Origin of the sequence: Roseibium suaedae (assembly GCF_900142725.1) — a bacterium.
Classification (GTDB): domain Bacteria; phylum Pseudomonadota; class Alphaproteobacteria; order Rhizobiales; family Stappiaceae; genus Roseibium; species Roseibium suaedae.
Genome location: NZ_FRBW01000001.1, coordinates 35,683 through 57,802 on the forward strand (window position 1 = coordinate 35,683; position 22,120 = coordinate 57,802).

General features: G+C 61.3%; 17 protein-coding genes. 11 read left to right on the forward strand and 6 right to left on the reverse strand.

Going from position 1 to position 22,120, the window contains the following annotated elements:
- Window positions 1-22: 22 nt before the first annotated feature.
- From BUA94_RS00170 to BUA94_RS00180, 3 genes are read right to left on the reverse strand one after another with little or no spacing between them, the layout of a single operon-like run.
- On the reverse strand, window positions 23-1,699 hold the full coding sequence (locus tag BUA94_RS00170) for a CRTAC1 family protein (protein ID WP_073007233.1): 1,677 nt from the start codon (window positions 1,697-1,699) through the stop codon (window positions 23-25).
- Entirely contained in the window at window positions 1,696-3,126 is a 1,431-nt protein-coding gene (locus BUA94_RS00175) for a di-heme oxidoredictase family protein (RefSeq protein ID WP_073010550.1), read from the reverse strand. Before BUA94_RS00175 ends, BUA94_RS00170 begins: the two co-directional genes overlap by 4 nt.
- 5 nt (window positions 3,127-3,131) lie before the next feature.
- A complete protein-coding gene (locus tag BUA94_RS00180; RefSeq protein ID WP_073007234.1) occupies window positions 3,132-4,397 on the reverse strand; it encodes an ROK family transcriptional regulator in 1,266 nt (421 codons plus the stop codon).
- Between the two features lie 255 nt (window positions 4,398-4,652).
- Here BUA94_RS00180 and xylF point away from each other — a divergent pair, with 255 nt between their 5' ends.
- The 8 genes from xylF (at window position 4,653) to BUA94_RS00220 (ending at window position 14,944) form a co-directional block, all read left to right on the forward strand.
- Window positions 4,653-5,684 (forward strand): D-xylose ABC transporter substrate-binding protein, encoded by a 1,032-nt coding sequence (gene xylF / locus BUA94_RS00185; protein ID WP_073007235.1) that lies wholly within the window; start codon window positions 4,653-4,655, stop codon window positions 5,682-5,684.
- Window positions 5,685-5,827: 143 nt separating this feature from the next.
- Window positions 5,828-7,117 carry a sugar ABC transporter permease gene (locus BUA94_RS00190; protein WP_073007236.1) on the forward strand — a complete coding sequence of 430 codons (1,290 nt, stop codon included), beginning with the start codon at window positions 5,828-5,830 and terminating at the stop codon, window positions 7,115-7,117.
- A 25-nt stretch (window positions 7,118-7,142) separates the two neighbouring features.
- Window positions 7,143-7,910 carry an ATP-binding cassette domain-containing protein gene (locus BUA94_RS00195; RefSeq protein ID WP_073010552.1) on the forward strand — a complete coding sequence of 256 codons (768 nt, stop codon included), beginning with the start codon at window positions 7,143-7,145 and terminating at the stop codon, window positions 7,908-7,910.
- 111 nt (window positions 7,911-8,021) lie between these two features.
- Window positions 8,022-9,473, forward strand: coding sequence for a xylulokinase (gene xylB, locus BUA94_RS00200; RefSeq protein WP_073007239.1), 1,452 nt, complete (start codon window positions 8,022-8,024; stop codon window positions 9,471-9,473).
- A 10-nt stretch (window positions 9,474-9,483) separates the two neighbouring features.
- On the forward strand, window positions 9,484-10,794 hold the full coding sequence (xylA, locus tag BUA94_RS00205; RefSeq protein ID WP_073007241.1) for a xylose isomerase: 1,311 nt from the start codon (window positions 9,484-9,486) through the stop codon (window positions 10,792-10,794).
- A 147-nt stretch (window positions 10,795-10,941) separates the two neighbouring features.
- A complete protein-coding gene (otsB, locus tag BUA94_RS00210) occupies window positions 10,942-11,700 on the forward strand; it encodes a trehalose-phosphatase (RefSeq protein WP_073007244.1) in 759 nt (252 codons plus the stop codon).
- A gap of 4 nt (window positions 11,701-11,704) precedes the next feature.
- The gene (locus BUA94_RS00215; RefSeq protein ID WP_073007247.1) at window positions 11,705-13,513 is read left to right on the forward strand and encodes a glycoside hydrolase family 15 protein; all 1,809 of its coding nucleotides are present in this window, start codon (window positions 11,705-11,707) and stop codon (window positions 13,511-13,513) included.
- 51 nt (window positions 13,514-13,564) lie between these two features.
- Entirely contained in the window at window positions 13,565-14,944 is a 1,380-nt protein-coding gene (locus tag BUA94_RS00220) for an alpha,alpha-trehalose-phosphate synthase (UDP-forming) (RefSeq protein ID WP_073007249.1), read from the forward strand.
- A gap of 60 nt (window positions 14,945-15,004) precedes the next feature.
- Here the strand turns inward: BUA94_RS00220 and BUA94_RS00225 are convergent, their stop codons facing one another.
- A complete protein-coding gene (locus BUA94_RS00225; RefSeq protein ID WP_073007252.1) occupies window positions 15,005-16,183 on the reverse strand; it encodes a pyridoxal-phosphate-dependent aminotransferase family protein in 1,179 nt (392 codons plus the stop codon).
- 358 nt (window positions 16,184-16,541) lie between these two features.
- Between BUA94_RS00225 and BUA94_RS00230 the strand changes: the two genes are divergently transcribed.
- Window positions 16,542-17,450, forward strand: a complete 909-nt coding sequence (locus tag BUA94_RS00230; protein ID WP_139250966.1) for an N-formylglutamate amidohydrolase — start codon at window positions 16,542-16,544, stop codon at window positions 17,448-17,450.
- 34 nt (window positions 17,451-17,484) lie between these two features.
- Here the strand turns inward: BUA94_RS00230 and BUA94_RS00235 are convergent, their stop codons facing one another.
- Both BUA94_RS00235 and BUA94_RS00240 read right to left on the reverse strand, forming a co-directional pair.
- Window positions 17,485-18,666: an NAD(P)/FAD-dependent oxidoreductase gene (locus tag BUA94_RS00235; protein ID WP_073007257.1), complete on the reverse strand. Its 1,182-nt coding sequence runs from the start codon at window positions 18,664-18,666 to the stop codon at window positions 17,485-17,487.
- 54 nt (window positions 18,667-18,720) lie between these two features.
- Entirely contained in the window at window positions 18,721-19,938 is a 1,218-nt protein-coding gene (locus BUA94_RS00240) for an acyl-CoA dehydrogenase (protein WP_073007260.1), read from the reverse strand.
- Window positions 19,939-20,165: 227 nt separating this feature from the next.
- On the opposite strand from BUA94_RS00240, the gene gcvA reads away from it, so the two are divergent.
- Both gcvA and yegS read left to right on the forward strand, forming a co-directional pair.
- Entirely contained in the window at window positions 20,166-21,089 is a 924-nt protein-coding gene (gene gcvA, locus BUA94_RS00245; RefSeq protein WP_073007262.1) for a transcriptional regulator GcvA, read from the forward strand.
- Window positions 21,090-21,118: 29 nt separating this feature from the next.
- Window positions 21,119-22,036, forward strand: a complete 918-nt coding sequence (yegS, locus tag BUA94_RS00250; protein WP_073007265.1) for a lipid kinase YegS — start codon at window positions 21,119-21,121, stop codon at window positions 22,034-22,036.
- Window positions 22,037-22,120 lie beyond the last annotated feature (84 nt).

The following is a 22,120-nucleotide window of genomic DNA, read 5'->3' on the forward strand; positions in this document are numbered from 1 at the left end:
GACCTCAGGTTAGGCGCGTGACTTATTCCGGGTACCAGAGCCTTGCGCTTTCTGCGCCACGGTCGATGATGACATGGGTGTTGGCGAAGACCCGGTAGCTGTGGCTCCAGTCCCCGTCCGGCCAGCGGACCCGCACCTGTGCGCGTTCCGAAACGCCGAGGCCGAAATGCAGGAACGTGCTCTGGCCAGAAGCGTGGCCGCCGCCGATCTGCACGTCCCGGACGATGGTCTTCGTCCCGATCTTGACGCTGACCTTGGCGCCGACCCCATTGAGATTGGCCATTTTCGGTTGCTGGATTTCGACGGCGAGCCAATTGCCGAGCGGACGGGGCGTTTCGGCCGTGCCTGCGCCCGTGTTCCGGAACAGGCTGGCCGGGCCGGAGCGGTTCACGACCACCAGATCAAGCAGGCCGTCCATGTTGAAATCCGCCAGACCTGCGCCACGTCCGCGGCGTTCCAGGGCAATTCCCGACTGGTCGCCGGTTTCAACGAAGGTGTTGTCCCATTGGCCAAGCAGCAGATTGTCCGGGTCATAGGCCGCGAAATCCGGCATGGCCTCCACATTGCCCTTGGCGATGAACAGGTCCCAGAGGCTGTCGTTGTTGACATCCTGGAACTCCGAATGCCAGCCGGTGGAAGGACGCAGGTCCGTGCCCGTATAGGGTCTGTGCGCCGTAACGCCCTTTTCGAAGGCGATGTCCCGGTAGACCGGCACGGTCTCATCCGCTTCGTCATCAAGGGTCTGAAGTTTGGTGTCGCCCATGCTGGTGAGGGCAAATTCCGGATAGCCGTCCACATCCAGGTCGATAGACGCGATACCCATGCCCCAGATCTTCAGGTGACGCCAGCCGTCGGCCCGGCGGTAAGCCCGGGCGGGGCGATCCGCAGGCAGGGCCCAGAGCTGTTCTTCCCCGCCCCGGTAGTATTGCCGGTCGTTGGAGATCCGCAAGGAAGGTTCGCCCGAGCGGTTCCAGTCGGTGAAAAGCATGGAAAGGGCGCAGTAGCCGGGGCTCAAACGTGCGGCTTCCGAATAATCCGGGCGATCTGTTGCGGTTCCTTGTGGCCGGAAGAGGAAATTGTCGTGACAGGTGCCCCAGGGCGACCCCGGCGCAGAGCGGTCCACATAATTGCCGAAGGCGAGGGTCGGGAAGGCTGCGCCTTGTTCCCAGAGGGCGGAGAAAGCCGTCGTCCATTCCTTGCCGCCATCAAAGGCGAGGGAACGGTTGGCAGTCTCGAACCGGCATTCCCCCAGGCCTTTCAACAGGAGGTTCTCCCCAAGACGCAGGACGGCCAGATCCATCTTGCCGTCATTGTCGAAGTCCAGCGGATAGGCACCGGTGACGCCTGTGCCGAGGCGGTCGCCAAGGCCAGTGTCCTGCGCCTTGAAGGTGAGGGCTCCCCCGGTCGGGCTCTGGTTCACATAAAGGCTTGCCGGGTTCTTGCCGCCGGCCATGAAGAGGTCCGGTCTGCGGTCGCCGTTGCAATCGAATATCGCGACGCCGCCTCCGACGAAAAACTCCCAGGGGCCGTCATAGGTGTGGGAGATGCCGGCACTTGCCGCCTCTTCCACAAAATGCGGCACCGGTGCCAGCGAGGCGCGGCGTTCTTCAGCGTGAAGCCCAAGGCTCGTGCCCGCGAGAAACGCGCTAGCCGTGAGTGTTGTGATGACTTTGGTGGTGACTTTGCGCAGATGGCTCATTGGGTGATCTCCAGGCTGCGCAGGAAGGCGATGATGGACTGCTTGTCCCCTTCGTCCAGAGCGGAATAAGTCTTGCGAGCCTCGGTTGCCTCGCCGCCATGGGCTTCGATGACTTCATCCAGCGTTGTCAGGTCGCCTCGATGGCCGTATGGGGCAGTGCTTCCGATGCCCCAAAGTTCCGCTGTCAGAAACACGTCACGGTCAACGAACCGCTGGCTCAGAAGTTCATTGCCCAGCGTGTCGCGGGCGGCATCCGCTATCCGGTGGCGCTTGAGGTCGCCGAAAAGCGGGACCAGAACCCGCCCCTTTTCGTCGCGCGGCAGAGCCTTGACCCAGTCAAATCTGGAAAAATCGATGGCTATCGGGGTTTTGACATCGGTTGGGCGCAGGGTTCCTGCCCCCTCATAGGGTCCGGGATCGAGGAAGGTCAGGCTGTCCAGCGGCAGAGAATGCCTGTGACATTCGGTGCAGCCGGTCCTGGCGAAGAGCTCTTCGCCCTTGGCCGCCGCGTCCTGCCAGACTGCCGGCAGATCTTTTTTGCGCCCGGGGGCAGGCAGTGTCGCCTGCCAGGCGACCAGCGCGGAGATCTGTCCCCGGCTCAACTCATCTTCCACCTCATCGCCGTCGAAATCGGCAGTTCCTGTCCATTGCGTGCCGAAACGTTCCTCGGCTTCCATACCGTGATGCTGGTTCATGGCGTTGACGGTGAACTGGCGCAGGGACGCGAAGACCCCCTTCTGGCTGAAGGGGCGAAGCGTCAGGTCGTGATCGATGCCTTCCACCCCGGAGACATCCAGGGACCCGTCCGGATGAGCGATCAGCTTGCCGAAAGGAACGCCTTTGGTCTCAAGCGCCTGAGTGACCGGCGCGCCGTCTGCCCGTGCCTTCTTGAGAGCTTCACTGCGCTGGGCGCGCAGGTCGGCGGTCATTTCCCGGGCGAGAAGCTCGATCAATCCGGCACCGAACATGGAGTTGGTGCCGCGCTCGTTCGAGAACTGAGGGTCGGATGTGTCGAAATCCGCGCTCTCGAATCCTTCCGAGACAAAGACATTGGCGGTGAAATCGCCCGCCCCACCGGAAAAGGGGACGTTGTGGCAGGAGGAGCAAGCGTTGGCGTCAAGGCCGGCCATGCGCTGGAACATGGTTTGCGACGGACGGCGGCGCTTGGTCGGGACGATGGCCTGGGTGGCTTCCGGGCGTCCCGCCCCTTCCTTCACGGTGAACTTGCCTTCAAACAGGCGCTGGCCCAGGTCGATCAGGTCCTGCGTGGCGTCAGGGCCACGGCTTGCCGTCGTGTCAAAATCCAATTCCCGGACGACGGTCTCGTCCCAGGGGTAGGGTGCTGCACCGGGCCTGTCCTCATCGGCAAGGACGATTGTGCCCGAAAGACTGAGAAAGATTGCCGAAGAGAACAGGACTTTCCGCACGATCACTACTCCCCCGCTGATGCTCTTTCCGTCTCTGCTGGCGCCGCCCGCTTTGGCTTCTGGCTGCCGGAATAACCGATGTCGAGCCGCTCCATCGCCTGGGCAATCAGCCCGCGGCGGATGAAGTCCTCTTCCCAAGGCATGACATCGATCACGAAATTTTGCCGCAGATCGGCAACAAGGGCTTCTTCCAGCCCTTCTTCCATTCCCTTTTCCATGAAGCTGAAGGCCCGCATGGCCGCGCCCGTCAGCACGATGCGGCTTGGGTCGATAATCGCCAGCAACCGGGCAAGGCCATAGCCCAGCACCCGGCCTGCCTTGGCGAAAGCCTCCAGTGCGGGCTCCTCGCCCTGCTGTGCCTTGGTAATCAGGGCCGCAAGACCGGCAACGCCAGCTTCCACATCATCGGGATCGGTGGTTTCTGGCAGGTGGGACGCGGCCCGCACAAGCGCATAATCCGACAGATAGGCTTCCATGCAGCCACGTTTGCCACAGCGGCACAGCGCTCCGCCCGGCACGTGGTTGGCATGGCCGAATTCTGCGGCCTTGCCGCTGGCACCTGCAAACAGCTTGTTGTCGAGATAAAGGCCCATGCCGACACCGTAATCGAGCATCACCACGGCAAAGGTGCCGCTATAGGTGCCCGGATCGGACCAGTGCAGCGCCTCGGTGATCATGTTGGTGTCGTTGGACAAAAGGCAGCGGGCATTGAAGGCCGCCTGCAAGGGTTCGACAATCGGGATATTCTGGCCACTGAAGGCCGGACTCCAGACCACGCAGCCGCTGCTGAGCTCAACGACGCCCTGGGCCGCGACGCCGATTTCCTTGATCTTCTTCTCGGCAAGACCAGCTTCGGCAATAAACTTGCGGATCGCAGCGATCAGAACTTCCGGGAAATTCTCGTGATCGGCCGCCGAGCTGTCGAAGGCGATGCTGGAGGTGCGTACAGTCTCGCCGCTGAAATTGGCAAGGGCGATGTCGATGGCATTGACCGAAAGGCGGATGCCAAGCACGCATGCGGCATCCGGATTGAGCTGCAGCAAGGAGCGCGGACGGCCGCGGCTCAGATGCGCTTTCGGCTCTTCGCTTTCGATGCCTTCGATCAATCCCTGGTCGAGCAGATCCGACGTGATGGCCGTGACCGTCGCGGGACTAAGTCTGGTGATCTGGCCAAGATCGATACGGGCCAGCGGGCCATTTCGGCGCAGGGTCTGAAGAATAATGCTTCGGTTCTGCCGCCGGATCTGATCCCGATCCGCCTTCTTCGTCATCCTTCCGGTTGCCCCTCAAGAAATTTCCTCACCAGGCCGTCTTTGCGGCTTCTTGCAGGATTCAGCAGGCCTCGAAGCCCTGCGGATCACTTGCTTATGAAATCCATGTTGACAGGAGCCGCGCTTTAGAGCAACTTTTTTTCGGGCAACAAAAAAAATAAGATCAAGACGCTCAAGTTGGGGCAAATGCCCTTGGGATGGTAATTTCGGGATCTGGCGGGAAAAAAGGAGCCGGGTCCTCAGGAGGAAACACACATGCACAAGATTGCTTCCGTGCTGGCTGGCGCGCTGATGTCCGCTACCGCCATCAATGCCGCTCATGCAGCCGATGTCGTTGTCGGCGTGAGCTGGTCGAATTTCCAGGAAGAACGCTGGAAGACCGACGAAGCCGCAATCAAGGGCGCGCTTGAAGCTGCCGGCGCAAAGTACATTTCCGCTGACGCTCAGAGCTCTTCTGCAAAGCAGCTGTCCGATATCGAAGCCCTGATCGCACAGGGCGCAACCGCGCTGATCATTCTGGCACAGGATTCCCAGGCCATTGGCCCGGCTATCCAGGCTGCAGCCGATGAAGGCATCCCGGTCGTCGGTTATGACCGCCTGATCGAAGATCCGCGCGCTTTCTACCTGACCTTTGACAACGTGGAAGTCGGCCGCATGCAGGCTGCTGCTGTTCTGGCTGCCAAGCCGGAAGGCAACTACGTCATGATCAAGGGCTCCCCGACTGACCCGAACGCAGACTTCCTGCGTGGCGGCCAGCAGGAAGTCCTGCAGCCGGCAATCGACGCAGGCAAGGTCAAGATCGTTGCTGAAGCCTACACCGATGGCTGGCTGCCGGCCAACGCTCAGCGCAACATGGAACAGATCCTGACCGCGAACGACAACAAGGTCGACGCTGTCGTGGCTTCCAACGACGGCACCGCCGGCGGTGCTGTGGCTGCTCTGGCTGCACAGGGCATGGAAGGCATTCCGGTTTCCGGTCAGGACGGCGACCACGCTGCTCTGAACCGCGTTGCCAAGGGCACCCAGACCGTGTCCGTCTGGAAAGACGCTCGGGAACTGGGCAAGACCGCCGGTGAAATCGCCGTCGCTCTGGCTGGCGGCGCCAAGCTTGCCGATGTGGACGGTGCAGGTTCCTGGACGTCTCCGTCCGGCACCGAGCTGACCGCTCGCTTCCTGAAGCCGATCCCGGTCACCAAGGACAACCTCAGCGTTGTTGTTGATGCAGGCTGGATCACGAAGGACGCACTCTGCCAGGGCGTTTCCAACGGCCCGGCTCCTTGCAACTAATAATAAAAGCACGCAATCCCGTCCCGGCTTGAAGCCGGGGCGGGGCACCTGGCCTGACCGATGGACCAATTTGCGGCAGGCCGTCCGGAGATGATTACCCGGACCGAAGAGCGTGCGACTGGTCTCCAAACAGGAGTTTCCCGATGTCCGATGACGCCCTGTCCGGGTCGAAGGCCCCGACGGCACGTAATTTCTTTTCCGCCTTGCAGCTCGATACGCGCCTTCTTGGGATGATTGGCGCATTTGTCGTGCTCTGCCTGGTGTTCAACGTGTTCACGGATGGCCGGTTTCTGACACCGCGCAATATCTTCAACCTGACGATCCAGACAGTGTCTGTCGCCATCATGGCAACCGGCATGGTCTTCATCATCGTCACCCGTCACATCGACCTGTCTGTCGGCTCGCTTCTGGCGACTGTTGCGGCTGTCATGGCCGTTGTGCAGACGCAGATTCTTCCTTCCATGATCGGGCTCGGACACCCGGCGATCTGGATCCTGGCCATTCTGGCCGGTGTGATCGTCGGCGTCGTCATTGGTGCTTTCCAGGGCTGGATGGTCGGTTATCTCGGCATTCCGGCATTCATCGTGACGCTGGGCGGCCTGCTGGTCTGGCGGAACGTGGCCTGGTTCATCACCGATGGCCAGACGATTGGCCCGCTCGACGAAACCTTCGGCAAGATCGGCGGCATCGACGGCACGCTCGGCACGACAGCGTCCTGGATCGTCGGCCTGCTGGCCACCGCAGCGGTGATTGCCCTGCAATTCGTCTCGCGCCGGCGCAAGCAGTCCCACGGCTTCCCGATCAAGCCCTTCTGGGCAGAGCTCACCCTTGCCGGCCTGATGTCGGCCGCCATTCTTGGCTTCGTGGCTGTTCTCAATGCCTACGAGATCCCGACCAACAAGCTGGCCCGCATCTTTGAAGCCCGGGGCGAGACCATGCCCGATGGCTACACCTTGGGCTACGGCATTCCCTATTCGGTGCTGCTCCTGATCGCGATTGCCGTTGTCATGACGGTGGTTGCCCAGCGGACCCGGCTTGGCCGCTACATCTTCGCAACCGGCGGCAACCCGGATGCAGCCGAGCTGTCCGGCATCAATACCCGGTTCCTCACGGTCAAGGTCTTTGCCCTGATGGGTGGCCTCTGTGCCCTGGCCGGTGCTGTTGCGGCTGCCCGTCTCGGCTTCTCGACCAATGACATCGGAACCCTGGACGAACTGCGTGTGATCGCTGCTGCCGTGATTGGCGGAACGGCGCTCGCAGGCGGTGTCGGCACGATCTATGGCGCCATTCTCGGGGCCCTGATCATGCAGTCCCTCCAGTCCGGCATGGCCATGGTCGGCGTTGATGCGCCTCTCCAGAACATCGTCGTTGGCATCGTTCTGGTCGTCGCCGTCTTCATCGACATCATCTATCGCAAGCGCACGGGAGCCTGATCCTATGACAACTCCCCTGGTCGAAATGAAAGACATCTGCATCTCCTTTGGTGGGGTGCACGCTGTCGATCACGTCTCCGTCGATCTGTTTCCGGGTGAAGTTGTTGGCCTTCTGGGTCACAACGGTGCCGGCAAGTCGACCCTGATCAAGATCCTGTCCGGCGCCTACCGCCAGGACAGCGGCGAGATCCTGATCGATGGCAAGCCTGCCACGATCCACAGTCCGCGGGACGCCCGCTCCTACAATATCGAGACGATCTACCAGACGCTTGCTCTGGCCGATAACCTCGATGCGGCGTCGAACCTGTTCCTCGGTCGTGAGCTGACGACGCCGCTGGGCTTCGTCGATGACGACCGCATGGAAGCGGAAACCCGAAAGATCATGGGCCGGCTCAATCCGAACTTCAAAAAGTTCCACGCGCCGGTGAAGGCTCTGTCTGGCGGTCAGCGCCAGTCCGTTGCGATCGCCCGTGCGGTCTACTTCAACGCCCGCATCCTGATCATGGATGAGCCGACGGCTGCTCTCGGGGTTCATGAAACCCAGATGGTGGCGGAACTGATCGAGGAACTGAAGAAGCAGGGTCTCGGCATCTTCCTGATCAGCCATGACATCCACGACGTCTTCAAGCTCTGTGACCGGATTGCCGTGATGAAGAACGGCCAGCTGGTCGGCACGGCAAAGACGACCGATGTCACCGATGATGATGTTCTCGGCATGATCATTCTGGGCAAGTGTCCCCCGGGCGCAACTCCGGGACCCGGCGCGCTGACCGATGATGCGCTCGCGGGCTGACATGGTTATTCCTGACAGCGCTTGACGTGCGCTGTCAGGAAGCGGAAAAGCAACCGGTGCCGGTGGCCTCCACCGGCACCTTTTTATGATCTGAGTTGAGGGGCGTACCTCATGTTTATCGGTCTCGATATTGGGACGAGTTCGGTCAAGGCGATCCTTCTGGATGAAAACCAGAAGCTGATTGCCCAGGCTTCGTCCGGTTTGACCGTTCAGCGGCCGCATGCCTCCTGGTCCGAGCAGGATCCGGAGAGCTGGTGGACCGCTTGCGAAGCGGCCATGGACGAGCTGGCAGCTGCCAAACCGGCGGAAATGGCGGCGGTCAAGGGCATCGGTCTGTCCGGCCATATGCATGGCGCGACCCTTCTTGGCGCCGACGACAAGCCGCTCCGCCCTTGTATCTTGTGGAACGACGGCCGCTCAGCCGCCCAGTGCACTGATCTGGAAGAGCGTGAGCCGAAGTTCCTGTCGCTCGGCGGCAACCGCGTCATGCCGGGATTCACCGCGCCGAAACTGCAATGGGTGCGTGAGAACGAGCCGGACATCTTCGCCAAAACGGCCAAGGTGCTGCTGCCCAAGGATTATGTCCGGCTGAAACTGACGGGTGAACATGCGGGCGACATGTCCGATAGCGCAGGAACCCTCTGGCTGGATGTTGCCAAGCGCGATTGGTCGGAGCCTCTGCTGGCGGCTACGGGACTGACGCGCGATCACATGCCGCGTCTCGTCGAAGGCTCGGAAGCCTCCGGAACCGTGCGTCCGGAGCTGTGCAGCCGCTGGGGTTTTGCCGGTGCACCGGTGGTTGCCGGTGGCGGCGGCGACAATGCGGCTTCTGCCTGTGGCGTCGGCGCCATTGCGCCGGGCACGGGTTTCGTTTCCCTCGGCACGTCGGGCGTTCTGTTCGTCTCCAACGACCGGTTCTCGCCGAATGTCGACAATGCGGTTCATGCCTTCTGTCACGCCGTGCCGGACACCTGGCACCAGATGGGCGTGATCCTGTCGGCGACCGATAGTCTCAACTGGCTGGCAGGCACCCTTGGCCAGACCCCGTCTGCCCTGACGGGCGCACTGGGATCGGTCTCCGGACCCTCCGATGTTCTGTTCCTGCCCTATCTCGGTGGTGAGCGGACACCGCACAATGATGTCGGCATTCGCGCCGGCTTCTATGGCATCTCCCACGGCACGGAAGCTTCCAGCCTGACCCATGCGGTTCTGGATGGGGTGGCTTTTGCGCTGAAGGATTGCATGGACGCCCTGGCCGTTGCAGGAACCCGCGTGGAACGGGTGACCGCCGTCGGTGGCGGTTCCCGCTCCACCGTCTGGCTGGAAATCATCGCCAGCCTTCTGAATGTGGTGGTCGATGTTCCAGCAGATGGCGACTTCGGCGCTTCGCTGGGGGCTGCCCGCCTTGGACAGGCCGCTGCAACCGGCAGTCTCGACGGTGTTTTCGCCCAGCCTCCGATGCGTCTCAGCATCGAACCCAATCCAACCCTGACACGTGCCTACGGCGACGCTCATGCCCGCTGGCGCACCCTCTATCCGGCCCTGAAACAGGCCGGCTTCTAAGGAGATATCCATGAGCACCGGATTTTTCGGCGACATTGCCAAGATCAAGTATGAAGGCCCGGACAGCACCAACCCGCTGGCTTTCCGCTTCTACAACCCGGATGAAATCGTCCTCGGCAAGCGGATGGAAGAGCACCTGCGCTTTGCCGTTGCCTATTGGCACACCCTTGCCTGGGAAGGCGGCGACCCCTTCGGCGGCCGCACCTTCGACCGTCCCTGGTATGGCGATGGCATGGCTAAGGCCAAGCTGAAGGCCGATGTGGCCTTTGAAATGTTCAGCCTGCTTGGCGCTCCTTACTACTGCTTCCATGATGCCGATGTACGTCCGGAAGGGGAGACCTTTGCAGAAAACACCCGCAACCTGAACGAAATCGTCGATTATTTCGCTCAGAAGCAGGAAGAGACCGGCGTCAAGCTGCTCTGGGGCACTGCCAACCTCTTCTCCAACCGCCGCTTCATGTCTGGCGCTTCCACCAACCCGGATCCGGATGTGTTCGCCTATTCGGCTGCGACCATCAAGACCTGCATGGACGCGACCCTGAAGCTGGGCGGCGAGAACTATGTTCTGTGGGGCGGCCGTGAGGGCTATGAAACCCTGCTCAACACGGATCTGACCCGCGAGTTCGACCAGATGGCGCGCATGCTGCACATGGTGGTCGACTACAAGCACAAGATCGGTTTCAAGGGCGCGATCCTGGTCGAGCCGAAGCCGCAGGAGCCGACCAAGCACCAGTACGACTATGACGTCGCGACCGTCTACGGCTTCCTGAAGAAGTACGGCCTGGAAAACGAAGTGAAGATGAACATCGAACAGGGTCACGCGATCCTGGCCGGTCACACCTTCGAACACGAACTGGCCATGGCATCTACGCTCGGTATCTTCGGCTCCATCGACATGAACCGGAACGACTATCAGTCGGGCTGGGATACGGACCAGTTCCCGAACAACGTGCCGGAAATGGCTCTGGCCTATTACCAGGTTCTGAAGGCTGGCGGGTTCACCACCGGCGGCACCAACTTCGATGCCAAGCTGCGCCGTCAGTCGCTGGATGCGGAAGACCTGCTGCATGGTCACATCGGCGGTATGGATTGCTGCGCGCGCGGTCTGAAGGCTGCGGCAAAGATGATCGAAGATGGCGCTCTGCAGAAGCCGCTGGACGAGCGCTATGCCGGCTGGAACAGCGCAGAAGCCCAGAAGATGCTGAAGGGCGAATATTCGCTCGAGGACATCGCTGCACGCGTCGAACGCGACAACATCAATCCGGAGCCGCGCTCCGGCCGCCAGGAATTCCTGGAAAACGTGGTCAATCGCTACGTCTGATGCTTTCGCCCGCGCGCCTCATTGGTGCGCGGGCGCTTCGCCTTTTCACGCAAAAGGCCGTGTTTGCTGCCAATTTCGGCAGCCAGTGCCAGCAATTTCCGCTTCAAGGTCTTTTTTCGGGTCCGGCCGGGCCCTAAAAATAGAAACATGACGGAATTGCCGCACCTCGAGCCGGACATGGCTCTGTTTCTCGACTTCGACGGAACCCTGGTTGAGCTTGCGCCCCGCCCGCAAGACGTTCACGTCGATCCTGCCCTCTCTGATGTCCTTCTGGATCTGCAAGGCCTGCTGGATGGTGCCGTCGCAGTTGTGACCGGCCGCCCGATCGTGCAGGTCGATTCCTTCTTGCAGCCTGTGCGATTGCCCGCGGCCGGGCTTCATGGTCTTGAGCAGCGCGACGCGCCGGGAGGAGAGATCGTCTCCTCGCCGCCGGACAATCAGATCACGCGCCTTGCCCATCATATTGCCGGGTCAGGCCTGCTGGAGCGCGGCGTTTCCCTTGAAGACAAAGGTCCGGCGCTCGCGCTTCATTACAGGTCCGTGCCTGATCTTGAAGGGGACGTCATCGATTTCCTGACCCGGACCCTCAGCCTGCTGCCGGATCTGCATATGGTCCATGGAAAGATGGTCGCCGAGGCCAAGCCGAAGGGGCGCGACAAGGGCACTGCCCTGCGGGACTTCATGGAAGAGCCTCCCTTTGCGGGGCGCAGGCCCGTTTTCATCGGTGATGATGTGACCGACGAAGATGGCCTTTCCGCCGCCATTGCCGCAGGCGGGTTCGGCATCAAGGTCGGGGAAGGGCCAACCTGTGCGGGTTTCCGCCTGGCAAATGTGACCGCTGTTCTGGAATGGCTGCAGGCCGGACGGGACGCAATGATGGATGAAAGACAGCCGCAGGAGACTTGAGAACATGGTGTGGACGCCGCCTGTGAAAATACAGAGCTCGCTGGACCTAGCGATGATCGGCAACTGCTCGATCAATGCGCTGGTCGACAAGATGGGCTCTCTGGTCTGGTGCTGCCTGCCAAGGTTTGATGGTGAGCCGGTCTTTCATTCCATTCTCGGAACGCGGGGCGAAGAGGGGGACGGCGCATTCTCGATCGAGCTGAATGGCGCCGTGCGATCCGAACAGGAATATGTGCCGAACACTGCCATCGTGCGGACCCGGATCTTCGATGACGAGGGAAACGCCATCGAGATTACGGACTTCTGCCCGAGGTTCATGGCCAAGGGGCGCATGTTCCGGCCAACAGCTATCGTGCGCAGGGTGCGCCCGTTGTCCGGCCACCCGCGTATCCGGGTTCGTTGCCGTCCGCGCTTTGCCTGGGGGCAGCGGGTTCCCGACCAGACCTATGGATCGAACCATTTGCGCTGGGTCGGCAACGGCCAGACCCTGCGCCTGACGACCAACGGGTCGGTCACCTATGTGCGGAACGAAACGCCGTTTCTGCTGGACGGGCCGATGTCGTTCTATCTTGGGCCGGATGAATCCCTGACAGACAACCCGGAACGCCTGTGCCGTGATTTCGAGGAAAGCACGGAAGTTCAGTGGCGCCATTGGACCCGGCGTCTGGGGTTGCCGCTGGAATATCAGGAGGCGGTGATCCGGGCGGCGATCACGCTTAAACTCTGCACCTATGAGGAAACGGGCGCCATCATCGCGGCCGCTACCACCTCCATTCCGGAAGCGTCGGGAACAGAGCGCAACTGGGACTACCGCTATTGCTGGATCCGGGATGCCTTCTTCGTGGTGCGGGCCCTGAACTCTCTCTCCGAAATGGAGACGATGGAGAATTATCTGCGCTATCTGAACAACATTGCAGCGGTGACCCATGGCGGGCACGTCCAACCGCTGTTTGGCATCGGGCTTGAGGAAAAGCTGGTCGAGGAATTCGTCGATCTGCCGGGCTATCGCGGCAATGGCCCCGTGCGGGTCGGCAACCAGGCCTATGAGCATTTCCAGCATGATGTTTATGGCCAGATCGTCCTTGGGGCCGCGCAGGCCTTCTTTGACAAGCGCATGCTGCATCAGCCTGGACTGGATGATTTCCGCCGTCTCGAGCAGGTCGGCGAGCGGGCATTTGCCATGCATGACCAGCCGGATGCAGGAATTTGGGAACTTCGAACCCGCGCGCGCGTTCATACATCATCCTCCCTGATGTGCTGGGCAGCGTGTGACCGGCTCGCAAACATCGCTCAGAACTTTGCCCTGGAAGACAGGGCGAGATACTGGCGCGAGCGGGCTGAGAAGATCCACGCGGTCATCTGCGAAAGAGGCTGGAGCGAAGAGAAGGGCGCCTTTGTCGAGAGTTTCGAGGGGACCGATCTGGATGCGAGCCTGCTTCTGATGGCGGAAGTCGGGTTTCTGCCGCCAAAAGACCCGCGCTTCATCGCAACGGTCGACAAGATCGGGGCGGAGCTGCGCCGGGGTAATCATCTGTTCCGCTACCGCGCGGCGGATGATTTCGGCACCCCGGAGAATGCCTTCAATATCTGTACCTTCTGGTACATCGACGCCCTGGCCCGGATTGGCCGCAAGGAAGAGGCCCGCGAGATCTACGAGACCATGCTCTCGTGCCGCAATCACGTCGGGCTTCTGTCCGAGGACACGACGCCCTCGACGGGCGAATTGTGGGGCAACTTCCCGCAGACCTATTCGATGGTGGGCATCATCAACGGGGCCATGCGCCTCAGCGCCGGTTGGGAGAGCGTTATCTGAGGATCCGGGCGGCTGCCTGGGTCAGGGTTTGAAGCAACAAAGGAGAACTTTATGGGACGGCTCGTCGTCGTATCGAATCGTGTGGGGCCACTGAAGGATACGGGACGCGCCGGCGGCTTGGCCGTGGCGCTGGTGGATGCCTTGATGGAAACGGGCGGGCTCTGGTTTGGCTGGAGCGGAAACGTGTCCGAGGAGGGCAGTTTCGGCCAGATGAAGACCCAGAAGACCCGGTCCGTGCAGATGGCCCAGGTCGATATGACCCAGGCCGATTATGATGCCTTCTATGCGGGCTATGCCAACCGGACGCTCTGGCCGGTGCTCCACTACAGGCTTGATCTGGCCGACTTCGATCACCGGTTCGAGCAGGGCTACCGGTATGTCAACGACCGCTTTGCGACGCGCCTGAAGCCTCTCATTCAGGATGACGATGTCATCTGGGTGCATGACTATCATTTCCTGACCTTCGCGGCCTCGCTCCGGGCGATGGAGGTCAATAACCCCATCGCCTTCTTCCTGCATATTCCCTTTCCCGCCCCGGAGATCCTGGCAGCCCTGCCGAATGCTGCGGGTATTGTGCGGGCCATGCTCGCCTATGATCTCGTCGGCTTCCAGACCGAGCGGGATGCCAGCAATTTCCGCCGCTTCGTGATTGAGGAGCTCGGCGGCATAGATGAAGGCGACGGCCATCTGCGGGTCAATGGCCGAGTGGTGATCGCCAAGGCCTATGCCATCGGCATCGATGCAGATGCCTTCTCAAAGTTTCCGATGACACCGGATGCCCGCAAGAATATGACCCGGCTGGAAAAGCTGCTCGGTGGCCGTCAGCAGATCATCGGCGTTGACCGGATCGACTATTCCAAAGGCTTGCCGGAGCGGTTCAAGGCTTTCGAGCGGTTGCTGGAGGATTATCCGGAGAACCGGGGCCGGGTGTCGATGATGCAGGTGGCGCCGCCCTCCCGCTCGGAGCTTGATGCCTATATCGACATTCGCCGTGCGCTGGATGAGTTGACCGGCCATGTGAACGGCCGGTTCTCGGATCTGGACTGGACGCCGATCCGTTTCATGACCCGGTCTTTTCCGCGCCGGGTTCTGGCGGGGATCTATCGGGTCAGCCGGGTCGGGCTGGTTACGCCCTTGCGGGACGGGATGAACCTGGTTGCCAAGGAGTATGTGGCTGCTCAGCGGGCGGAAGATCCGGGTGTGCTGGTGCTTTCCCGCTTTGCCGGGGCGGCCGAGCGCATGCCTGAGGCGGTGATCGTCAATCCTCATTCGGCCGAGGAAGTGGCGGCAGGCCTGCAGCGGGCCATCACGATGCCTCTGGAAGAACGCCGCAACCGCTGGCAGGTGATGTTTGACCGCCTGTGCCAGGAAGATGCCGCCGCCTGGTCCCGCTCCATTATGGCCGATGTGAAGACCATTCGCCGGGCCTGAGCCGATGAGGAGGAAAGAAAGGCGGCCCGGAGAGGCCGCCTTTTTCACTGTGGCGACTGATCAGAGCGCTTCGGCGATATAGTCGATCGCGGCCTGAACCGCGCCTTCGCCATGCGGGATGCCGAGCTTCTTCAAGCCCAGATCGATGGCCGACAGGGTGCCAAGGATCATGACCGCATTGATGTGGCCCATGTGGCCGATACGGATGCCCTGACCGGTCAGGTTGCCGATCGTGCCGCCAATGGTCACGCCGCAGACCGAGCGTGTAAACTCCCTCAGCTCGGCAGGATCGTGATCCTTCATCAGGAAGACGGTGACGCTGTCGGAGCGGAAGTCCGGATCCTCGATATTGAACGAAATCACGCCTCCTTCAGCCCATTTTGCGACCGCGCGCCGGGTTGCTTCCGCCAGGATGGCATGACGCCGCCAGACATTTTCGAGCCCTTCGGCATCGAGCAGCTCAATGGCCGCGCGGAAGGCGAAGAGCAGGTGCTCCGGCGGTGTGCCGCAGTACTTCTGGTAATGTTCTGGGCCATGGCGGTAGGTCCAGTCCATGTAATTGGTGCGGAGGTTGGCCGTCTCATGAGCCTTCAGCGCCTTGGGACCGGCTGCGATGAAGGACAGGCCCGGAGGTGACATCAGGCCTTTCTGGGATCCGGTCAGCGCAAGATCGACGCCCCAGGCGTCCATCTCAAAGGGAACGCAGCCGAGGGAGGCCATGCAGTCCACCATGAACATTGCCGGGTGACCGGCTGCATCAATGGCCTTGCGGATGGCTGGAATGTCATTCCAGACGCCGGTGGCCGTATCCACCTGGACCACCAGAATGGCCTTGATGTCCTTGTTCACATCCTTGCGCAGCCGGTCCTCGACCGCGACGGGATCAACCGTGTGATGCCAGGAACCGGGAAGCACTTCGAGGTCCAGCCCCATAAGCGCGCCTGCCTCACCCCAGCCAACGGCAAATCGGCCGGAAGCCAGAACCAGCACCTTGTCACCCCGGCTCAGGGTGTTGCTGAGGGCGGCATCCCAGGCGCCATGGCCATTGGCGGCATAGATGTAGGTCCGTTCCTTGGTGCGGAAGAGACGCTGCAGCCCCTTGAGGCAGACATCGGTCGTCTCAAGCATCGGTCCTTCATAGATGTCGGCTGCGGGGCGGTGCATGGCCCGGAGCACCTCGTAGGGAACATTTGTCGGGCCAGGGATCATCAGGATTTCTTTGCCGTTTCGCAGCGTCATTCACATCACTCCGGGAGCGTTTGGTTGGGCTGAATTTAGGGGAGAGCGTTGCCTTGTAAAAATTACAATGCGTGATGAACCCATGACATCTTTTCATGGAAACAGCATGGCGGGGTGAGCACAATTCTGTGCGGAACAGGCTCAGCTGCCTTGGCAAGGCGGTCAGGCCGTCTAGGGTCAGGCTTTCAACCTGTAAATCATCGAATCACCCGTTCCGGAATGGAGTGCCCAGGTGATCCGCGTGTCTCCCTGACGGGAAGGATGCCGGATTTGTAGTCGAGAAGGTAAGCTTCTTGTTTCCGCAAGGGAAACAGATCAAACTAAACCTTATCGATTTGATGTCTTGGGCAAGGACACAATGATCGTAGTCGAATCCGGCGCAAGTCCGCTGATCCTGTGCCTCCCTCATGCGGGAGCCGATGTTCCGCCTGCCATTGACAAGCGGTTGAGCGCGACAGGCCGTCTGCAGACGGATATTTCCTGGCGCCTGGAGCAGGTGCTGGATCTGGCGGGGGAGCTGGACGCGACGATCGTGCGCTCCACGGTTTCCCGCTATGTGATTGACGTGGATCAGGATCCCAATCCGTCTGCTCCCGCCTCCAAGACCGGATGTGATGCGCTGTGCCCGGTGACGACCCTCGACATGAAGCGGATCTACAAGCCGCATGAGGAACCCGGGCCGATCGAAATCGAGCAACGCGGTTATCTGTTTCATCAGCCTTTCCATCAGGCGCTTGTGCAGGAGATCGCGCGGGTGCGGGCGATCCATGGCTATTGCGTGCTGGTCGACTGCAAGTCTTCCCGGTCGAAAGGCCGGGGCGGCATGGACGAGAATGTGCCGGTGATCAACGTCAGCACGGCTGGCGGTCAGGCCGGGCTTGCCGACATGCAGGAGGTTTTCACCCGGACCTTTGACGGCCTTGGCGGTTTCTCCGTCGATGTGAACAGTGCGCTCGCCGACGGGTTCATTCTGCGTGCCTATGGTGCGCCTGACCGGGGAATCCATGCGCTTGGTCTCTCGATCGCGCAAAGATCCTATCTACGTCACGAATCTCCGCCTTATGAGCCGGATCGTGCCCGCATTGCCCGGATGAAGATGGTTCTGGCCGATGCCTTTACCCAGTGTCTGGACTGGGCGCTGGCCTATCAGGAAAACGCGCCGGTCCCGAGCGAGGAACCGGCCGATGACAGCTCAGGCTTTCTGAGCCAGGGCCTTGAACTGGATCTGGATTTCGACGTTTTCGCGCCGCCGCTGGTTGCCGAATAGTCAAGACCTCCGGCAACCCTTGCAGCGTCCTGCCTCAAACGACGTTTCGCTCAATCAGCTTGGTGCCGGAAAAATAGCGCTCGATGCCAAGCGGTGACAGGTCCAGGGTCTGGTAGCCACCCGTCACGATCAGCTCCGAGAGCCCACGGCCGACGGCTGGCGATTGCTGCAGGCCGTGACCGGAGAAGCCCAGGGCCAGATAGAAGCCGTCAATTCCCGGCACAGCGCCAACGAAGGCATTGTGATCAAAGAGGTTCATGTCGTAGTGCCCGGCCCAGGCCCTGCCCGGACGGATGGCTTCAAAGGCTGGAATCCGGTTGGCCAGGGTCGGCCAGATCTCTTCTTCGAAGAGCGCGTAATCGACCTCGAAATCATCGGTGTCCGGATCATTTTCTTCTGCCGGCGCGAGGCCGCAGATGAAACCTGTCCCTTCCGGACGGGCATAGGTGCCGTTCGGGTCGATCAGAAGCGGAAACAGCGGCAGCGTGTCCTTGCAGTCGAAGGTGAAGACGCAGCGCTTACGGCTGTGCACCGGCACCTCAAGTCCCGCCTGACGGCAGATTTCTGCGCCGCCGGACGCGCCTGCGGTGTTCACCACAACCGGAGCCGACAGGGTGTCGCCGTTGGAAAGGGTGATGTCCCAGCTGGAGCCATTCTTCTTCAGGCTTTCCGCGCGGGCCGCGACATAGTCGACACCGAGTGAGCGCGCCTTGCGGCGGAAGGCCTGCATAAGGCCATAGCCATCGAACCAGCCTTCTCCGGACAGGCCATGGCAGCCGGCGGTCAGATCTTGGGTGTTCAGCCAGGGAAACTTGGCCTGAAGCGCATCCTTTTCCAGAAAGGCGATGTCCGCTCCGAGCTTGTCCTGCAGGGCATGGTTTTCCCGCAGGATGCTCTCGGTTCCGGAGGTCGCCAGGAACAGATACCCGCCTTCGTGAAGGTCGATGACCGGCTTGTCACCGTTCACTTCCAGCCGCTCGCCGATATTGCGCAGATAGTCGATGCCGAACAGCGAGATCTCGATGTTGATGGCGCTGGAATATTGCTGCCGGATTGAGGCCGCAGACCGGGCCGAGGCGCAGATTTCATAGGCGGGATCAGCTTCGATGACCACGATGCGTCCGGAAAAGTCCGGGCGCTGGGCCAGCTGGCATGCGGTGGAGGAGCCCATTACGGCTCCGCCGATGATGACAAGATCTGCGGTGGAGGAACCCATTCGTCTTACCTGAAAAAAGACCGGAGGCGGGGAGCCTCCGGTTGGCGTCGGATCTTAGAAGAAAGCCTGCAGACCGGTCTGGGCGCGACCCAGGATGAGGGCGTGCACATCGTGAGTGCCCTCATATGTGTTCACGGTCTCAAGGTTCTGCGCGTGGCGCATGACATGGTATTCCTCGGAAATGCCGTTGCCGCCGTGCATGTCGCGGGCCTGGCGGGCAATGTCCAGCGCCTTGCCGCAGTTGTTGCGCTTGATCAGCGAAATCATTTCCGGCGCCATCTGGCCTTCGTCGAACAGGCGGCCTACCCGCAGTGCGGCCTGCAGGCCGAGGGTGATTTCGGTCTGCATGTCGGCCAGCTTCTTCTGGAAGAGCTGGGTCTGGGCCAGCGGGCGGCCAAACTGGACGCGCTCGAGGCCATATTGGCGGGCGCGGGTCCAGCAGTCTTCGGCAGCGCCCATGGAGCCCCAGGCAATGCCGTAGCGGGCGCGGTTGAGGCAGCCGAACGGGCCTTTCAGGCCGGATACATTTGGCAGCAGGGCATCTTCGGACACTTCGACATTGTCGAGGACGATTTCACCGGTGATCGATGCACGGAGCGACAGCTTGCCGCCGATCTTCGGGGCGGAAAGGCCCTTCATGCCCTTTTCCAGAACGAAGCCGCGGATGGCGCCGTCATGGGCCTCGGACTTGGCCCAGACCACGAACACATCGGCGATCGGGGAGTTGGAGATCCACATCTTCGAGCCGGTCAGCTTGTAACCGCCGTCGATCTTTTCAGCGCGCGTTCGCATGCCGGCCGGGTCAGAACCCGCATCCGGCTCGGTCAGGCCGAAGCAGCCGACATATTCGCCGGAGGCAAGCTTCGGCAGATATTTCTGACGCTGTTCTTCCGAGCCGTAGGCATAGATCGGATACATCACCAGGGAGGACTGAACGCTCATCATGGAGCGGTAGCCGGAGTCTACACGTTCGACTTCGCGGGCAACCAGACCGTAGGACACGTAGGAGGCACCGGCGCAGCCGTATTCTTCCGGAACGGTGACGCCCAGCAGGCCAAGCTCGCCCATTTCGTTGAAGATGCTGCGGTCGGTCTTTTCTTCCCGGTAGGCTTCGATCACACGCGGCAGCAGCTTTTCCTGAGCATAGGCCCGGGCGGTTTCCATGATCAGGAGCTCGTCTTCGTTGAGCTGGTCGCGCATCAGGAACGGGTCCTGCCAGTCGAAAGTGCCGCCACCTGCCGGAGAGGACGTGGAAGAAGTCTTGGCGTTCATGGTGGTCTCCCTGAAGAATGCCCGGATTGCCCGGTTTCCGGCACCTCCCACCTGCAATCAGGCTGAGGGGCTGATTGGGTGCTGGATGAGGGCCTGTGTGGTGTTCTGTCTCGTGCGGCAGATATTGAGCGGGAGAGGGCTTGCAAAAAAGCGATTTTCTCTCCCTTATTCATGACAAACTGGAATGAACCAGTCTTTCGTATCCTGGCCCTGTCGAGCAAATTCCGATGAAACGCGCCTTTGTGCCGCCCGCAGATGCCCTGATCGCCTTCGAGTGCGCTGCCCGTCATTCCAGCTTCACCCGGGCGGCCGAAGAGCTGCACCTGACGCAGGGCGCAATTTCCAAGCAGGTCCGGCATCTGGAAGACCGGCTCGGTGTCGAGCTGTTCCGCCGGATCCGCCAGCGGATCGTGCTGACCGATGCAGGCCGGCTTTATCTGCACGATATCCGCGGCGCGCTCGATCAGCTGACCGCCGCAACCCGTCAAGTCATGTCCTATGCGGGCAGCGAGGATGTGCTGAATCTGGCGGTTCTGCCCACTTTCGGGACGCGCTGGCTTGCGCCGAGGCTGGCAGAATTCCAGCGGCGCCACCCGGGCGCTGGCTTAAATCTCAGCGTCCGCCTGCAGCCGTTCGATTTTGATGCGGAACCCTTTGACGGAGCAATCCATCACGGTGACCCGGTCTGGGCAGGGGCGATTGCCGAACCACTGTTTGCCGAAGAGGTGATCCCGGTTGCTTCACGCGCATTCCGGGACCGTCATGGGATCCGGAGCCCGGCCGATCTTGCGAATGTGCCTCGCCTGCAATTGTCCACGCGGCCCCTGGCCTGGCGGCAGTGGTTCGATCTCGCGGGCGTCGAGACCGATGCCGCCTTCCAGGGCGCCCGGTTCGAACAATTCGTCATGATCGCGGAAGCGGCCATTCATCATGCGGGTGCGGCCCTGATGCCGAAGTTCTTCATTCAGGAAGAACTGGCCTCCGGCAGGCTGGTGCGGCTTTTTGATCTCTCGATGAGGCAACAAACTGCCTACTTCTTCGTTTACCCCGAGAACCGCACCATGCGGCCCGTCGTCGCTCACTTCAGAAAGTGGCTGATGGAAGAGGCGCGAGCGGCGCGGGTCGATCGGGAAACCATGTTGCCCAGCTAGTCAGGTTTGGGTGTTCGCAGGAGTAACGCATGCCGGCAAAAACGCATCTTCGGGTCATCCTTCATGGCAAGGCGGCTGGACGGGACGATGTGAGGTCCGCGATCGAGAAACTGAGAAGCAAGGGGCATGAGGTCAGTGTCCGCGTCACCTGGGAAGAAGGAGACGCGATCCGTTATGCCCGCGAAGCTCTTGAAAATGCGGACAGGGACGGCATCGACACACTTGTTGCAGGCGGGGGTGACGGCACCCTCAATCAGGTGGTCGGAGCGGTGTGCTCGCAGGTGAGCGGGGCAGACAGCGTGCCCTTTTCCTTCGGCCTGCTGCCGCTTGGCACCGCCAATGATTTTGCCTGGGGCATTGGCCTCGACCCCAAGAACATCTCCGAATGCCTCTGGATCGCCGCGACAGGAGCAGCGCGCGTGATGGACCTTGGCAAGGTCAATGACCGGATCTTTGTGAATGTCGCGACCGGCGGCTTTGGCACGCGGGTGACGACGGAGACGGATCCGGGTCTCAAGCGCATCCTTGGAGGCGCCGCCTACTTCTTCACCGGGCTCAACCGGTTTTCGGAACTCGCCAATTGCAAGGCCGAGGTGACGGGCGAGAATCTTTCCTGGGAAGGGCAGTTTCTGGCCATTGCCGCGGGCAACGGGCGGCAGGCAGGCGGTGGCGTGCCGCTGTGTCCGGATGCCAAGCTTGACGATGGATTTCTGGACCTGACCATCGTCCCGTCTCCGGCGCCAGACCAGGTGCCGGACCTGATCGGCCACCTGATGGACGGCGGGCTTGAACAGATGCGGCGGTATGGTGCGGTGACGGCGCGTTTGTCTGAATGCCGGATCGAAACCCGGGAGGAGCTGCAGATCAATCTCGACGGCGAGCCGATCCACGGCAGGAGCTTCAGTCTCAAGACCCTGCCGGGTGCGATCAAGTTTCGCCGGCCGTGAGGGATAGCACCTGATCCTTGGAGGTTGAGGACCACACCGCATCGTTTATGTGTTGGCTTCGTTTGGAAAGAGAGATAGGTGTGG

Bases quoted from the DNA above. Each gene is read 5' to 3' on its own strand.
- BUA94_RS00170 (WP_073007233.1), bottom strand. From the start codon at position 1,699: ATGAGCCATCTGCGCAAAGTCACCACCAAAGTCATCACAACACTCACG.
- BUA94_RS00225 (WP_073007252.1), bottom strand. From the start codon at position 16,183: ATGACGCTGCGAAACGGCAAAGAAATCCTGATGATCCCTGGCCCGACA.
- xylB (WP_073007239.1), top strand. From the start codon at position 8,022: ATGTTTATCGGTCTCGATATTGGGACGAGTTCGGTCAAGGCGATCCTT.
- BUA94_RS00230 (WP_139250966.1), top strand. From the start codon at position 16,542: ATGATCGTAGTCGAATCCGGCGCAAGTCCGCTGATCCTGTGCCTCCCT.
- BUA94_RS00240 (WP_073007260.1), bottom strand. From the start codon at position 19,938: ATGAACGCCAAGACTTCTTCCACGTCCTCTCCGGCAGGTGGCGGCACT.
- BUA94_RS00235 (WP_073007257.1), bottom strand. From the start codon at position 18,666: ATGGGTTCCTCCACCGCAGATCTTGTCATCATCGGCGGAGCCGTAATG.
- xylA (WP_073007241.1), top strand. From the start codon at position 9,484: ATGAGCACCGGATTTTTCGGCGACATTGCCAAGATCAAGTATGAAGGC.
- BUA94_RS00215 (WP_073007247.1), top strand. From the start codon at position 11,705: ATGGTGTGGACGCCGCCTGTGAAAATACAGAGCTCGCTGGACCTAGCG.
- BUA94_RS00190 (WP_073007236.1), top strand. From the start codon at position 5,828: ATGTCCGATGACGCCCTGTCCGGGTCGAAGGCCCCGACGGCACGTAAT.
- xylF (WP_073007235.1), top strand. From the start codon at position 4,653: ATGCACAAGATTGCTTCCGTGCTGGCTGGCGCGCTGATGTCCGCTACC.
- gcvA (WP_073007262.1), top strand. From the start codon at position 20,166: ATGAAACGCGCCTTTGTGCCGCCCGCAGATGCCCTGATCGCCTTCGAG.
- BUA94_RS00195 (WP_073010552.1), top strand. From the start codon at position 7,143: ATGAAAGACATCTGCATCTCCTTTGGTGGGGTGCACGCTGTCGATCAC.
- BUA94_RS00180 (WP_073007234.1), bottom strand. From the start codon at position 4,397: ATGACGAAGAAGGCGGATCGGGATCAGATCCGGCGGCAGAACCGAAGC.
- yegS (WP_073007265.1), top strand. From the start codon at position 21,119: ATGCCGGCAAAAACGCATCTTCGGGTCATCCTTCATGGCAAGGCGGCT.
- BUA94_RS00220 (WP_073007249.1), top strand. From the start codon at position 13,565: ATGGGACGGCTCGTCGTCGTATCGAATCGTGTGGGGCCACTGAAGGAT.
- otsB (WP_073007244.1), top strand. From the start codon at position 10,942: ATGACGGAATTGCCGCACCTCGAGCCGGACATGGCTCTGTTTCTCGAC.